Annotated in this window: 17 protein-coding genes and 1 tRNA gene; 5 read left to right on the top strand and 13 right to left on the bottom strand. The window is 67.3% G+C overall.

Going from position 1 to position 13,878, the window contains the following annotated elements; genetic code table 11:
- Positions 1-16: 16 nt before the first annotated feature.
- Positions 17-952 (bottom strand): phosphotransferase family protein, encoded by a 936-nt coding sequence (locus NFX44_RS04145; RefSeq protein WP_262282146.1) that lies wholly within the window; start codon positions 950-952, stop codon positions 17-19.
- A 121-nt stretch (positions 953-1,073) separates the two neighbouring features.
- On the opposite strand from NFX44_RS04145, the gene NFX44_RS04140 reads away from it, so the two are divergent.
- Positions 1,074-1,328, top strand: a complete 255-nt coding sequence (locus NFX44_RS04140) for a hypothetical protein (protein ID WP_262282145.1) — start codon at positions 1,074-1,076, stop codon at positions 1,326-1,328.
- A gap of 49 nt (positions 1,329-1,377) precedes the next feature.
- On the opposite strand, the gene NFX44_RS04135 is transcribed toward NFX44_RS04140, so the two are convergent.
- On the bottom strand, positions 1,378-2,007 hold the full coding sequence (locus tag NFX44_RS04135; RefSeq protein ID WP_262282144.1) for a hypothetical protein: 630 nt from the start codon (positions 2,005-2,007) through the stop codon (positions 1,378-1,380).
- 891 nt (positions 2,008-2,898) lie between these two features.
- On the opposite strand from NFX44_RS04135, the gene NFX44_RS04130 reads away from it, so the two are divergent.
- Positions 2,899-3,825 (top strand): aminoglycoside phosphotransferase family protein, encoded by a 927-nt coding sequence (locus NFX44_RS04130; protein ID WP_262282143.1) that lies wholly within the window; start codon positions 2,899-2,901, stop codon positions 3,823-3,825.
- 484 nt (positions 3,826-4,309) lie between these two features.
- On the opposite strand, the gene NFX44_RS04125 is transcribed toward NFX44_RS04130, so the two are convergent.
- A complete protein-coding gene (locus tag NFX44_RS04125; protein WP_262282142.1) occupies positions 4,310-4,873 on the bottom strand; it encodes a hypothetical protein in 564 nt (187 codons plus the stop codon).
- A 21-nt stretch (positions 4,874-4,894) separates the two neighbouring features.
- Complete coding sequence (locus NFX44_RS04120; RefSeq protein WP_262282141.1) at positions 4,895-5,083, bottom strand: hypothetical protein; 189 nt, start codon at positions 5,081-5,083, stop codon at positions 4,895-4,897.
- Between the two features lie 83 nt (positions 5,084-5,166).
- On the opposite strand from NFX44_RS04120, the gene NFX44_RS04115 reads away from it, so the two are divergent.
- Positions 5,167-5,712 (top strand): hypothetical protein, encoded by a 546-nt coding sequence (locus NFX44_RS04115; protein WP_262282140.1) that lies wholly within the window; start codon positions 5,167-5,169, stop codon positions 5,710-5,712.
- Between the two features lie 115 nt (positions 5,713-5,827).
- Here the strand turns inward: NFX44_RS04115 and NFX44_RS04110 are convergent, their stop codons facing one another.
- Positions 5,828-7,252: a phage major capsid protein gene (locus tag NFX44_RS04110; RefSeq protein WP_262282139.1), complete on the bottom strand. Its 1,425-nt coding sequence runs from the start codon at positions 7,250-7,252 to the stop codon at positions 5,828-5,830.
- A 730-nt stretch (positions 7,253-7,982) separates the two neighbouring features.
- On the opposite strand from NFX44_RS04110, the gene NFX44_RS04105 reads away from it, so the two are divergent.
- Together NFX44_RS04105 and NFX44_RS04100 are read left to right on the top strand one after the other, a co-directional pair.
- On the top strand, positions 7,983-8,240 hold the full coding sequence (locus NFX44_RS04105; protein ID WP_262282138.1) for a hypothetical protein: 258 nt from the start codon (positions 7,983-7,985) through the stop codon (positions 8,238-8,240).
- Positions 8,241-8,416: 176 nt separating this feature from the next.
- A complete protein-coding gene (locus NFX44_RS04100) occupies positions 8,417-9,115 on the top strand; it encodes a hypothetical protein (protein ID WP_262282137.1) in 699 nt (232 codons plus the stop codon).
- Here NFX44_RS04100 and NFX44_RS04095 read toward each other — a convergent pair.
- From NFX44_RS04095 to NFX44_RS04060, 8 genes are all read right to left on the bottom strand, one after another.
- Positions 9,101-9,472: a hypothetical protein gene (locus tag NFX44_RS04095; RefSeq protein ID WP_262282136.1), complete on the bottom strand. Its 372-nt coding sequence runs from the start codon at positions 9,470-9,472 to the stop codon at positions 9,101-9,103. The two genes, NFX44_RS04100 and NFX44_RS04095, sit on opposite strands and share 15 nt — an antisense overlap.
- Before the next feature lie 678 nt (positions 9,473-10,150).
- A complete protein-coding gene (locus NFX44_RS04090) occupies positions 10,151-10,447 on the bottom strand; it encodes a hypothetical protein (protein WP_262282135.1) in 297 nt (98 codons plus the stop codon).
- A 115-nt stretch (positions 10,448-10,562) separates the two neighbouring features.
- Positions 10,563-11,627 (bottom strand): helicase RepA family protein, encoded by a 1,065-nt coding sequence (locus NFX44_RS04085; RefSeq protein WP_262282134.1) that lies wholly within the window; start codon positions 11,625-11,627, stop codon positions 10,563-10,565.
- The gene (locus NFX44_RS04080; RefSeq protein WP_262282133.1) at positions 11,624-11,935 is read right to left on the bottom strand and encodes a hypothetical protein; all 312 of its coding nucleotides are present in this window, start codon (positions 11,933-11,935) and stop codon (positions 11,624-11,626) included. The genes NFX44_RS04085 and NFX44_RS04080 overlap by 4 nt, the downstream gene beginning before the upstream one ends.
- On the bottom strand, positions 11,916-12,254 hold the full coding sequence (locus tag NFX44_RS04075) for a hypothetical protein (protein ID WP_262282132.1): 339 nt from the start codon (positions 12,252-12,254) through the stop codon (positions 11,916-11,918). Before NFX44_RS04075 ends, NFX44_RS04080 begins: the two co-directional genes overlap by 20 nt.
- A gap of 98 nt (positions 12,255-12,352) precedes the next feature.
- On the bottom strand, positions 12,353-12,679 hold the full coding sequence (locus tag NFX44_RS04070) for a hypothetical protein (RefSeq protein WP_262282131.1): 327 nt from the start codon (positions 12,677-12,679) through the stop codon (positions 12,353-12,355).
- Between the two features lie 128 nt (positions 12,680-12,807).
- On the bottom strand, positions 12,808-13,725 hold the full coding sequence (locus NFX44_RS04065; protein ID WP_262282130.1) for a tyrosine-type recombinase/integrase: 918 nt from the start codon (positions 13,723-13,725) through the stop codon (positions 12,808-12,810).
- A 73-nt stretch (positions 13,726-13,798) separates the two neighbouring features.
- Positions 13,799-13,875, bottom strand: a tRNA-Ile gene (locus NFX44_RS04060).
- Between the last annotated feature and the right edge of the window lie 3 nt (positions 13,876-13,878).

Raw genomic sequence — 13,878 nt, 5'->3', positions numbered from 1 at the left:
AGGCCCAGTCCGAACGTCAGGCATGGGGTGGGACCAGACACGCCTCGAGCTCGGGAAGTCGGCCGAACAGTTCGGGGAGGCCGCGCACTCCGTTGCGCACGGACTCGTGCGACGGGGCGAGGTCAGGGCCGGTGCTGGCCTCGACACCAGCGAGGCAGCGGAGGATGTTCCACCTGGTGAACCCCAGCCAGCCGCCGATCATGAACACGAACCAGCTTGGACCCGACGGCGGCAGCGCTCCGCCTCCGGCGACGTAGCCGTCGAGGACCGAGCGGAAGATGGCCGGCTCGATGTCGTCGAAGCCGGGTCCCTTCGCGAGGCTCAGCGCCGTCGAGCCGAGCTCGCCCGCCAGGTCGAGCATCCCCGAGAGTTCCCAGTCGAGCACCATCGGCCGACCTTCGCGAGCGAGCAGGTTCCACGGATGGATGTCCCGGTGGGTCAGCACGACGGGGCCTGGCCGCTCGCAGGTGTCGACGAAGTGGGCAATCGCGAGGAACGTCTCGACCCGGGAGGTGAGTTCGCCGGCCCACGGCTGTCCGGTCGCCGCCGCCCGCTCAGCGAGTTCGGGCCAGTCCCGTGGCGTCGGGTCCTCGATCGAGACGTGGGTCCAGGCGACGTCGAGTGCGTGGATGCGCGCGAGAATCTCACCGATCTCGAACGCGTACGCCGGCGACACGGGTGCTTCGGGCATCTTCTCGCCCTCGACCCACCGGTGCACGAGCGTCTGGTGGTCGGCCGAGATGGGCTCCGGCATCGGGATGCCGGCAGCGAAGGCCGCCCGCTCGAACCTGAACACATCCTCGGCGCGGTAGGTCCAGCGGCGATCGAGGAGGTTCAACTCCTTCACCGCGAATGACCCCTGGTCGGTGTCGAGCCGGTACAGGCGGTTGGCGAACCCGCCGTGGACACGGATCATCGGACCGATCGGCGCGCCGAGATGTCCAAGGTCCATCCCACGCAGGCTAGGGCTGGCAGTTCGTCGAGGCACCCGCTTTACCCGGCATGCGTGCTGGGAGCAGGGTCGTGAACAGCCTGGGGATGAGAAGAAGATCGCAAACGCGGAAGGGACGGCCGTGATCGTCGACCACCTTGCCAGGGCCCTCGTGACAGCAATGGTCACGTTTGTGGAGTCCGTCGACTCGGGCCGGGATGCGGAGCGCACCGCCCTTCATACGCTGGAGGAGATCGCATACCTGCTCGGCCGGATGAACTCGGACGAACGCCAGGAGTTCCGTGACCTGTTGGAGCGCGTTGCGGCAGCGGAGCCCGAACGCGCCGACTTCATCCGCAGTCTGCCGGGTGCGCTGGGTGTGGATGGCGAGCCGTAGAGCCCACCTTCTCGTCGGGCAGCCGTGGCTGTCGAAGGATGGCCTGCCCTCATCGGGGAGAACTGCCGGTCACCCCGTCGGCAAGGCTGAACGTGGCACCGCACGCGGGACAGCTCATCCGACCGAACAAGTGGGTGAGTGCGGTCGCCACCGCCTCATGGCCCACCCGCAACGCCTCGGCGTGCAGACGCGTGGCCAACTCCGAGGAAAGCCCGGGCTCGATCGAGGAATCGCCTGCCCGCAGGTCGACGAACAGGTCCTCGGCGCACGCCGGGCACTGCACATCGACCTCCCCGTCGTTGATGCGATCGAGCTCCTTGCCCCAGACCTCGTCACCGTCGAAACCGAGCACGGCCTGCTGCAGGTACACGAACATCGTGTCGCTGGTCCCGCCGGAGGCCAGGCACTCAAGGGTCAGCGCACGCAATGCCGCGATCTCATCGGCGTACGCGCCGCGACTCTTGTCGTCTGCGTCGACGGCGATGAACCCGGCGAGTACGACGCCGCGCTCTCGGTCTTGAGGACGAAAGTTGGCGCAGGTCCGGGCCAACCAGGGCAGCAGAACGGCGCTCGCGGGATCGCAGGTGCCCTGGTGACAGGACTCCTGCCAGACAAGATCCCACGCCGGGGAGGTGGCATCGTCTGCGGCGGCGGCCAAGGCCTCCTGAAGGCTTGTCACCTGCGCAGCCTCCCACAACGACCGATCTGCTGATCTCGGTGTGTGAGTACACCTACCGCCGCCCGGATGTCACTGACTGCAGCCAGGACGACTGAGCAACCACGGCCGACTGTCGTGCATCGGCTGGGACGAATCTGTCAATCATGCGGTGGGACGCCGGACCGCTCGCTCAGCGATCGGCCTGCCACTCATCCGCGCTCTGGTACAGAGGTACGAGATTGATCGCCATTGGGTCCGTCCAACCTTCGGCCCGCCAGATGTCGAGGCATCCCGACGCTTGGCTTCGAAGCGGCGGTCGAGACGCTCAGCGCGCCCACTGAACAGCCGGTACGGCTTGGGGCGTGACGCAGCCCGACCCTCCGTACTACTTCCAGCTCTTCCTGTCGGCCGATACGACCACAGTCCTGGCGTGCATTGGAGTGGATCAACAACATCAGGGGTGAAGGAGCGGATCTCCTCGTCGGGCAGTCGCCGGCCCGTCCAGCCCTTGTGGTGCCCGATGAGGTGATCCGCCCGGCCGATCCCGGAGGAGGGCCGGGGTTCGGGACGGAGCACCGAGGTCTTCAAAGTCTTGCAGTCCGCCAGCGTCGCCGGCCGGGCCGGCGCGGCCCGGCCGGCGCGACCCGCTTGCGGGCCGCCTTGATCTAGTAAAGAAGAATTCGGCAACCTACGCTGGGGACCTTGGATCCGACAACAGAATCCGCGCCACATGTCCGCCAACTGATGTACGTCAGGCCCGGCGACCTGGCGACCGCCGATTGGCCGCCGGCGAGCGTCCCGTCAGGCCGAGGACCCACAACCGCGCAAGGAGACATGGTTGCCCATGCCCCCTCCAACGGACACTCGGATGGGCCTCGCCGCAGCATCGGGCTCCTTGCCCTGTGAAGGCCGATGATCGACCCGCGGCAAGCCCATGACGCCGCTCGCGCGATCGCGGCAGCGGCCCTGGGCCGCGACCCAGGGCCCATGGCCACCATTGCGAGCAGTTCCCATCAGGTCTACATCGGCCCCGAGATCGTGGTGAAGATTATCGGTGCCGCCAGACACTCACGACTGAACCGGGAGATCGCACTCGCGCCCCACCTGCCTACCGGCCTCACGGCACCCCTGCTCGACAGCGGGCTCTACCGGCTGGAGACGGGTGAGGTTCGCTACGCCTGCTACACCCGAATGCCGGGGACGGCTCCCGGCATGGGCATGCCCGGGGTGGACCGCCTGACCGCGCGGCTCTTGGCCGAGCAGGCAGTCCAGCGGCTCGACACACTGCACCGCTGGACGCCGCCGGGCCACGCAGAGCAGACGCTGTCAGAGACCCTCGACCACGGCGGGTTCGTCAGCCGGGCTGCGCTTGTCGCCGAGATCGAGAACCTTGCCGCCTTGAACCGGAACGGCGTTGTCCCAAGCCATGTGATGGACGGTCTGACCGCGATCGCGGAGTGCGCGCCGCTGCACGCACGGACCACCGTCCCGGTCCACGCCGACGGCCACTGGGGCAACTGGCTCGCGCATGATCGAAGCGTGACGGCGCTGCTGGACTTCGAATGGGCTCGCTTCGGTGACCCGATCGACGACTGGTTCTTCCTGGCCCGGTTCAGCGGTCCGCATCTGGAGACCGTCCTCGACGTCATCGCCCGTGCCACGGCGACCTCTCCGGAAACCCTCCGCGCAGAGTGCGAAGTCCGCGAAGCCGCGTATCTCGCCTCCGATCTTCGCGCCGCCCTCGAACGCCCCGCGGCCTCGACACAGATGACTGCCGACAACCTCCGTGACCTCGATGAACTCATCGTCGGACGCCTCTGGTGGCGACACGCGCCGTGACGCCACCAGAGGCGGCTGGCGCGGTGGCCGAGGGCGCCAACGTGAAGGCGGGTGCGGCGGATGCTCGGGCACGCCTCGGCGACCATGACGCTGGACGTGTACGCGGACCTCTTCGAGGACGACCTGGACCAGGTGGCGGCCGCGTCGACCGGGCGGTCGGTCGTGCTGCTGCGGACTCAGTGCGGACCGAGGGCGCCGGCCCGGACCTTGACGCGGTGCGTCCGGGCCGTCGGCAGCACGGCTGAGCTGGGCGTTCGTGTGGTGGGGCGGGCGGGACTCGAACCCGCGACCGAGGGATTATGAGCACTTGGGCTGTTAACGCTGTGCTGACCTGCGAAAACGCAGATCAACAGCGACCGTCGGGGCGACAATCCCTTGCTGTTGGCCGAACCCCCCGAATGGCGACAGTGACGGCCACCACAGAGCAGGTCGGGTCGACGCGGAGACGGTAGTGCTGCGGCGGGTCGGGTGCCCGGCCGGGCCACTACGCCTCGGCCACAAGCTGGCGGATCCGCTCAGCGATTGCCGATAGCGCCGCATCGGCTAGGCGAACGGCTTCGTAATGCACAGCCTCGCCTTCAGCCAGGCTGACCGGCCCCCGGCCATGGATCTTAGCCTCGACCCCAAGGAGTGAGGCTCTGTTCATGGCACGCTGCGCTTTCAGTGCGAGTGTTCGCACCTCGCCGTCAAGGATCAGCTTGATGGTCTTGGCAGCCTGACTGGTGACAGTGATATCGGCCTCGGTGCCCTCTGGCAGGCGGGTTCCCCCATACCCGTAATCGGTCGTCTCCGCCGCACGGGAATCAACGAAGTGTGTCTTGGTCGCCTCCCTGGCTAGCAGCCAGAGGGCATCGTAGGCGGCGATCAGGTTGTCCAATTCGAAACTCGCGCGTCGCGCAGCAACCGCCTCACGTCGCTCTTCCGCGCGGACGGTCCGCTCATGGCCAAGCCGTCGCTGCTCTTTGGCACCGTCCGCGATCACGGTGACCAGGACGCCACCGATCGCCGCAGCCGCCGTCAACGCAGCCGTCCAGACGACGTCAGTCATGCCTGTAAACCTATCGACGTTCTAGCCTGGTGCGGCGGGCACCCCCGTACCGGCGCGCATTGATAGCCGGTCGAACGTGTCGGCGACGTCGTCGGCCAGATACAGCGCGGGCCGCCGGTCGTCACACTTGCGCCAGTGCTCGGTCGATGCGAGACGGTAGATCGTGCCGACGGGGCGTCGGTACAAGGTGCGGATCTCCTCCGCGGTCATCCATCGCACTGCAGCGCCCCTCGATGAACATCGATCAGCCTCACGGTAATCATCGCCTTGTCGGGCCATGCAAGCATGTGCCCATGAAGGACGCCGTGGCCTGGTATGGCGCCGTCGTGGCGACCGCGTCGATCATCGTCGCGATCTTGAGTTGGCGCAGTGCCGGGCCACGAGTGAAGGCAGGAGCGGTCGTCTTCGACAACCGGCGCGGACGCACGCTGCACGTCATGGCGGACAACGTCGGAAGAGCGGATATCACGATCCGGTCAGTGAAGGTGTACATCTGGCGGCCGTCCCTCACGGAGGTCGAGCTGGTGCTAGAAGGCGACGAGCTACCTCACCGGTTGCTCGCTGGCTCCTCGGCGGAGTGGCGCTCCTCCGCAGAACCGCTGGACGCCCAACTCGGACACCAGTTCGGCCAGGCGGACAAGGTGATGGTGCTCGTCTTCTCGGCGCACGGCATTGTGCAGACACAGGTTCAGGTGCCTGAACTCGAACCGCCTGCTGCCATCCACTGGATGGAACGGCTAGTCGGGCGCATGGAAGAGTTTGGTATGCGCATGGAAACCCGGATGGAAGAGGGCGCGAAGCGCATCGAACGTCGGCTCTTCGGCACTGACCGGCGCTGAAAACTGGGTGCCCGGACCGACGCCCGACGCGCCTACGACTACGCCGGTCCGGGACGCCCGGCTCGCCCGGCCGTGCCGTTCTTCGCCAGGCGAGCACAGCTTACATCGATGATCGTCAGGCGTTCAGGAGCCGGAACGCGTTGTCCACCAGGACGTCGGAGCCGGTTCGGTACCAGAGGAACGCGCCGCGCTGGCCGGTCGGCCGCCGGTTCGCCCCCACCAGGTTCGGGATGACCTCAAGGGTTGCGCCGATCCGATCGACGATCACGAACTGAGTCCAGTCGCCGTACGCCAGGATGAAGTTGTTCGCGGCGGCGGTCAGCGTGCCGTCCATGTCGCTGCACTCGTTGATCGGGCGTCCGAGAAGCTGACCGTTCGCCAACTCCGGGAACTTCAGCGCGCCGTTCGTCGTCTCCATCTGCCGCAGGCTGTTGATGATCGCCAGGTTGGCGCACCACTGCGCGCGGCCCTGGAATCGCGGCGGGAGCTGGTTCTGAAGGTTGAACACGTCCCCGGCGACCAGGGTGTCCGCGCCAGCCGTGGCGACCACCGACGGCGTGCCGGTCAGCGCCACGGTGAACCCGGTCGGCTGATTCACCCCGCTACCGGTGACGTACGCGGCGGCTTGATGCACGTCGGCCGCGTCGACCAGCACACGGGTCAGCTCGCCGAGAAAGTCCACGGCATCCATGCCCAGCTCGTAACTGTACGGAGTGAAAACGTCACCGAAATAGGCCGGGATCGGCTCATCGTTGATCGTCGGCGACCCGTCGGCGGCCTCACGGGCGGTGTTGTCCGCGCCCAACCACTCGGCGGTGGCGCCCGCAGAATTGAGACCGGTCCATGAGTTGGTCACGGTCTGGACGACCCGCGAGATCCGCCGCAGCGGATTGATCGACCCCGCGTTCGAGATGTTCAGTGCCGGGTCGAGCGTCATCGGCACCATGTAGCCACCGGCACCGACGGTGCCGACCGACATGGCCCGCATCTCGCTCTGGAGTTCGGCGACCCGCTGGTACGCCTCGCGCTCCCGCTCCGTCCACATGAGGTGACCGCGCGTCGGGTCCCCGAGCAGCTTGGCAAACGCGCTCCGGTAGTGGTCGTCACCGGCAACGGTCACCCACCGGGCGGCGAGAGACTGCTCGCGCTGACTTCCGAACCGCTCGACCAGGGCCGTGGCCCGCTCGGCGGCGTGGTCGGCGAGGTACCCGGCCCGGCCGGACCGCTCAATCTGTCGCAGCGCCTGGTCCCGCTCACCGGCACGCGGCGACCGCTCCGGGTAGTCGTCACCCGGCACGCCGCGTACGGCCCGGATGCCCGGACCGCCATCGACGACCATCTGCCGCCACTCGGCGTCCAGCTCGTTCGCCTCGGCGATCGCCCGGTCGACCCCGCGCTGGATCCGGTCCAACCGCTCACGCTCACCCGGAGTGAGATCCCGCTCGATGTCAGCGATCGTCTCCATCTCGGCGACGAGGCGAGCGCCCCGCTCCTTTGCGGCCTTGTGCTCGGCCATAACGTCCTGAATGGTGCGCGCCATTGGTCTACTCCTCTACGCGAGCGCACGGATAGAAAGCTGCCGTTGCTCCGTGGGAGGCGACTGCGCGCGGCCCAAGGTCGGATGCCACGTCGGTACCTGCAAGGCACGACCAGGAGGCGTATCACGCGGCCCGGCGGCCCGCCCCGGACGTGGCCCGGTGGCGATGCCTTGATCATAAGGCACCGCAGGGATGAACATCGATGGGAACGCGCCGGGAGCAGAAAGCGGTGATCAAACAGGGAACCACAACCGGCGACGCTGTCGTTCTCCTTCCTGAAAGCCCGCATCGGCGGACCGGCGGTGTCCCGGCATGCACAAGAAGTTCACTCGCGCGAGGACGTGCGTGACCCTTGTCAGCCGAAAGTGCAATGCGCCGCTCCACTGTGCACAACCACGACTTCTAGAAGGAAGAGGAGTTCGACAAGCCGCCCTTCCTGTCTCACTCAGCGATGGCCGCGCAGGTGGCTGCGCTGGTCGGGCGGGACGGGTTCGATGCTGCGACGCAATAGAGTCGCTCTGAGCGAGGTCGCACACGTGTCACGCCCGGCGCGAAGTGTCGGGTGAGTCGGGTCGGCCATGTACGGTGCTGCTTCGAGGCGTAACCGGCCTGCACCACTGTGGTCAAGACGGCCGACACCCTAGGGACTGCCATCCCTAGGGGCCGCCTTTGAACGGTCACGCCCGCATGAATGTCCAAGCCAAGGAACAACTACAGGAGGAACGAGACCAGGTGACCACGGTAACGAGAGGGACCGGGCAGCACCAGACCGGGGGTACCACCAGCACGGACAACGCCCTGATCGGGGGGCTCCTGCTGGTCACCGTCATGTCCATCGGGGCGCTGCTGTGCATCGTGCTCAACAGCGGCAACCAGATGGACAACGTCGCCACGGTGGCGATCACCACGATCGGCGGCATCGCGTTGGCCGCCATCAGTGCCATCGCCGTGGTGCTGCGGAAGCGACTGGGTAGGTCCCGGCGGTCCTAGCCTGAGGCTGGATGACGGGTTCACCAACAAGTTCAACAAGTTCATCGGTAGGGGCTTCAGCAACCTCGCCGACATGCTTCAGACGCCCGGTCGCCCCGTCGCTCGACACGTACCTGAACCATTCGAGCGGCGGGGCGGCGATCGGCGCGCACCGACGACGATGGGGAGGACCCCTGTTGGGAACGACTGTGGCCGTAGTCAGCGCCATAGCAGCTGTCCTGGCGGCGCTTTTCGCTGGCTCGCAGGCAATCGCCGCGCGTCAGCAGGCCCGACACTCCGAGGCCCAGCTGGAGCTAGCCGAGCGGGTACGGAAGGACCAGGCGCAGCCGTACGTGTACGCGGATATCCGCCCGGACGAGCATGACCCGCAGAAGATCATGTTCGTGGTGCAGAACCTTGGCGCGACGGTCGCCCGGCACGTCCGCGTCAGTTTCGACCCGCCGCTGACGTCCGTGGCAAGGCCCGCCTTCGGCGAGGAAGTGGAGGTGCTGCATCGGCCGATCTCGGCGCTGCCGCCCGGCCGCAAGCTCCAGTGGTTCTTTGACCTCGGCTTCCGAATCTTTCAGGAACCGGAGACGCCGAAGCGTTACACGGCAACGATCACGGCGGACGGCCCGTTCGGGGCAGTCGACGAGTTGACCTATGTCATCGACCTCAACGAACTGCGCCAGGCGGACGCAGCCCCGCCGGTGCCAAAGCGAATCGCGGACGAGCTACAGAAGGCGCGGGGGGCACTGGAGAAGGTCGCCAGCTACCAATCGCAGATCGCGGCAAACTCTCAACATGAGCGGGCGCAGGCAGTACCCGCGCAATCCCGAGCGCGCCCACGTCCCTGGCCTGCTGCCCGCCCCCGGCACCGCTCAGCGGGCCGGTGAGCGGGGCTGGTCGTCACCTCCGGGCTCCTCGTCGTCTTTGCTCTCAGGCGGATCTGCCAGTCTCCAGATGAGCTGGCGCACGCCAGCCGCTCGGCCGTCCCAATCCCGACCCGACCATGCCACGCCCCATGTCACGCGGTCGTGACAGAGTTCATACAGCCGTTCACGGATGTAGGACATGCTCCACATGTCATAGGAGGGGTAGGGGTACTCGTCGTCGCCGTCGTCGATTCGCCTGCGCCCGGTCTTGACCCTCACCATCACGTTCCAGGTCGACATCGGGCCGTGCTCGGCAAGTAGTTCGAGGATTTCTCGCTCGACTGCCTCTTGAATCTCTCGTGCCGCTCGCCGTCTCACGAGTTGTTGATCTTAGTCGCCGCCGCCCACGTGTTCCTCCTCCAATCAGGTCGCCATCGCCGGGATGTACGGCTGCTCTGCGCGTGCCCCTGAGCAGGGGTGCGCCAGAGGGGGTGGGGGTGCCGGAGGGGGATCCGGCCACCCGACAGCGAGGGTCCGGTGATCACGCGGAACGCGTGATCACCCCTCCCCCCTACCCTTGCTTCGCGCGTGCGCGAGCACGATGTAGACCGATGTGATCATGACGGATCACATGATCTTCGCTCTCTCGCAACGATCTTGATGTCGATTGCATGATCATGAGTCGTTCGTGCAGACACGGGTGGGTGCCTAGCCTGACCAGCCGGGGCACCCGGTGCCGGGTAGGTGGGTGTCGCATCCAGCCAGGAACACGCACAGCGGGCGACGACCTGGCCGTGGAGTTGACCGTCGTGATGCCGATGATCCCGGTCACGGAGAGAGGTACCCCCGACGACCCTTGGGCACCCCCCCGGATCGCTCGGCCCCTGCAAGATCACCCCTGCCGTCTGTTGCGGAGGGGTGCCGGGGTCGCGCTCGGCCCCTGCAAGATCACCCCTGCCGTCTGCTGCGGAAGGGTGCCGGGGTCGCGCAGCCCCCTGTTCAAGATCGCCCCGGCGTGAACAACTCCACACCAGGGCGATCGTGAACTCGGCCATGTCAGTCGTCGTCGGCCAGGTCGCGGGCGTCGTCAGGGACTGCCGGGACGTACGCGAATCCGACCGGCTCCATGTAGGCGTCGTCATCGAACAAGGTCCGGTCGATGATCGCGAGGGTCCGGCCGCCCCATGTGAGGGTCAGCCCGTCGGCGTCGGGGTGCATGCGGACACCGTGTTCTCCGGTTCGTTGGCAGTGCTCGATCCGTTCGGCGCGGTCCTTCTCAGGAAGGCCATCGACGGCGGTCTCCAGGATGTGCTGCAGGCGAGCGTAGAACAGCAGGTCCGAGGCTGTTGTCATCGCAGTTTTCTCCTTGGATGTTCGTGACTTCCACACTCCCGTGGGAGTCCCATGGGAGTCGGTGACAGGACTCCCGCCCACTTCCACCACCCTTTGGGGTGGGAGTGGGCGGGAGTCACCCGGCAGTCGGGGCGTGGCAGAGTCGGTAGCGGGTCGAGTTGCCGGTACCTTCGCGGACGATTACGCCCGACTTGATCAGATCGAGCTTGCTGCGGTGGAACGTTGTTTCGGTGACCACGTTGGACTTCACCAGCGTGCTGACGGACACCAGCTCGGTCTCGTGGACGGCCCACCAGTCGCGTACCCACTTGCGGGCAGCAACGTCGGACTGACGGCGACGGGCACCGTCATCGGGCATCAGCACCACAGACTCACCGGTCGGCACCGCACGTAGAGTGATCGTCTCCCACTCGGTGCCGTCCTTGTTCTTGGTGCACTCCAGCGAGACGCGGTCATCGTTTTTGGTGACTTTGACGATGGTCGACATGGCACCGTCGAGAACGGTGGCGCCGCGGCCCGTGTCCCCGTTGCGTCCGATGTGGTGCACGACCAGGACGCACGCCCCCGAGGCGATCCGTAGCCGCTCGGCCTGGTGAACGAATCGGCCCATCTCGGTATTGGAGTTTTCCTCTACGCCGACGCTGATCCGCGCCTGCGTGTCGAGCACGATCAACGCGCTCTTCATCATGGTGACCAGCTCGACGAACGCGTCCCACTGCGCGCCGTTCGTCGACTGCACCGCCAGCGGCAGGAACACGACGTTGGACATCTCGCGGGCCATCGACGCCTCCCACGCGCGCACCCGTTTCTTGATGCCCCTGATGCCCTCGGCAACCAGGTACAGGACGGGTCCCTGCCGGACCGGGTACGTCTGCCAGGGTTCACCGGTGCCGACACACCCGGCGATGTCGAGCGCCGTGAAGCTCTTCATGCAGCCGGGCTTGCCAACCATCCAGACGAGCGAGTCCAGGAACAGGATGTCGTCGCCGATGAGGGGGTCCGGGTCGGGAATGTCGTCCAGCCCGGCGCTGTCGACCAGCGCGGCGCGGAGGTCCCTGAGGTGCCCGGCCGGGTTGGTCACATCGATGTCGGGCGTCGCGTTGTCGCCCTCGATGAACCCGGCAGGGTCGCAGAACGCGCAACCGTTCGTGTGGCACGGGACCGATGGTGTGCAGGTCATCGGGGCATCCCCGCCTGCGCGGCACGCTCGCGCTCTTCGTAGCCGAGATCGAGCCCGGTCACGTGGTACCAGTCCACGTCGACGGGCACGTCGTAGATCGGCCGGATGATGCCGAGCGCCAGGTCCAGCTCCCGGCTGATTCGGCGACGACCGAACTGCTGGTACAGCCGGTGCCGACGTCGCGGGTCGCCACCTCGCCGGTGGGCCGGTACGGTGTTCACCAGGTCGTTGGTGCAGTTGGTGGCCGTCTTCTTCGGTTGGGGACCGTGGGGGCGGCCCTCAGCCTTTTCAGGCTCGCGCATCGCCACCGTCCTCCCCGGAAGGTGCGACGGCGGCCAGCGCAGCATCGACCTCAGCATCGAGTTCGGCGGCGGCGCGGCGCGCTCGGCGGGCCTGAGCGGACTTCAGCGCGAGCCGGGTGAAGAACGCCTTCCGGGCGGATTCGGCGAGCCGGGCGCGTTCGGCGGGCGGCAGTACGCCGTCGGGGTCGACCTGGCGTTCGAAGCGGTCGGCGGCGGCTTTGCGGGCGGCTGCGGTGGCCGCTGCGCGGTCGGTGGTGTGTGCCCAACGTTCGTGGGCGGCGATACGCGCTACCAGGGCGCGCTCGGTCGGGTCGTATGCGGGCAAGGTTCGGCCACCCCTCGTCGGGACTGCCGGATGCCCAAGTTCCGGAGCGGCGACCGTGATACGCCGAGCGATCAGCTACAGCATAGCGTGACCATCGTCTATCTGGATACCACCCGACGACGATCGGACGCGAGAATCCGACGAAGGTATGACATGGGCAGCGCCTGTGTGCACCGTCCGCACTGGACGCGGATCTGAATAGCGTCAGGCTCGCGCAGGTTGGCGGCCGTGGCGTAGGCATCGACATCGGCCAGGACGACAGCGCCGTGGCCGTCGCGGCCGTCGATGAGATGGCCGTAGCCGAGCAGCACCGGCCCGGCGGCGGCGGCGAATAGCTCGGCGAGGCGGCGGCCGTGCTCACCGCAGACGATCTCCAGTTGACGCAGGCGAGATCGGCGGGTGCCCCGTTGCATCGCGTGGAGCATCGGCTGTAGCTCATCGACTTCGGCGGGATCGCGTAGTACACGCGGCCGGTATGGCGACCCCGGCACCGGCTGAATACGGGTCACGTCAGGCGCGGCACGAGGGCCATCTGGCCGTGGACTCTCGCCGTTCACAACCGATCCCCTCGCGCGGCTCGGCGGTGTGCCTCCCGTGCTCGTTCGTCGGCGGCGGAGGCGGCGTACCGCCCGACCATCTGCCGGGAGCGCCACCCCGCCAGTCGCATCAGGTCGGTCTCCTGCCCGCCGGAGGAGAGCCAGTCGTGAGCGAAGCTGTGCCGGAAGCGATGTGGGTGCACGTCGGGCACCCCGGCCTCGATGCCGCGTCGCTCCAACATCTGCGCTAGCCCGCTCGGCGTCATCGGGCCCTGCCGTCCCAGCCAGAGCGTATCGGTGGTGGCAGCCTTCAGATGCTTGGCGCGGGCGCGCAGGTAACGGCGTAGCGCGTCGGCCGTCTTCGCGCCGAACGGGGCGGCGCGACCCCGGCGGCCCTTGCCCATCACGTGCAGCACGTCCTGATCCCAGTCGACATCGTTGACGCTCAGTCCGGCGATCTCGCTGAGGCGGACCCCGGTTTCGATCAGCACGCGCAGGATCGCGGTGTCCCGGCGGTGTTCGAAGTCGGTGCCCTTCGTGGCGGCCAGCAGCCGGGTCAACTCGTCGTCGGTGAGCACCGGCACCGGCTGCTCTGGCACGGCCGGGGGGCTCATGCGCTCCATCGGCGAGCGGGGGATCTCTCCGTCGTCGGCGAGCCATTTCCAGAACTGCTGTAGCGATCGGTAGTGCTTCGCGGCGGTGGCCGGGGACAGCCGGTCGAGCATCGCGGCGATGAACGCCTCCAGGTGCTCGCGGGTGACCGCGCCGACCGTGGTGGGCATCCCCTGCTCGGCGAGCCAGTCGGCGAGGTTGTTGCCACACCGGAGGTAGCTATCGATGGTGGCCTTGCTGCGGTTCTTGGCCCTGAGGTGCCGCCGCCAGTCCGGCAGCAGGGTTCGGATGTCGTCGATGGCGAGGGTGGTGGCGCTCTCCATGAGGGCAGACAGTACCTCGCTTGACGAACGCTGTGCAGTCCTGCGATTCCCCGTTGATCTACGTTTTGCCTGGTGGTGGGGCGGGCGGGACTCGAACCCGCGACCGAGGGATTATGAGTCCCCTGCTCTAACCCGCTGAGCTACCGCCCCGCT

The organism is Micromonospora sp. MA102 (assembly GCF_025460765.1).
GTDB lineage: Bacteria > Actinomycetota > Actinomycetes > Mycobacteriales > Micromonosporaceae > Micromonospora > Micromonospora halotolerans.
The sequence above is the reverse complement of the archived record's forward strand: the minus strand, read 5'-3'. Positions and strand labels throughout refer to the sequence as shown.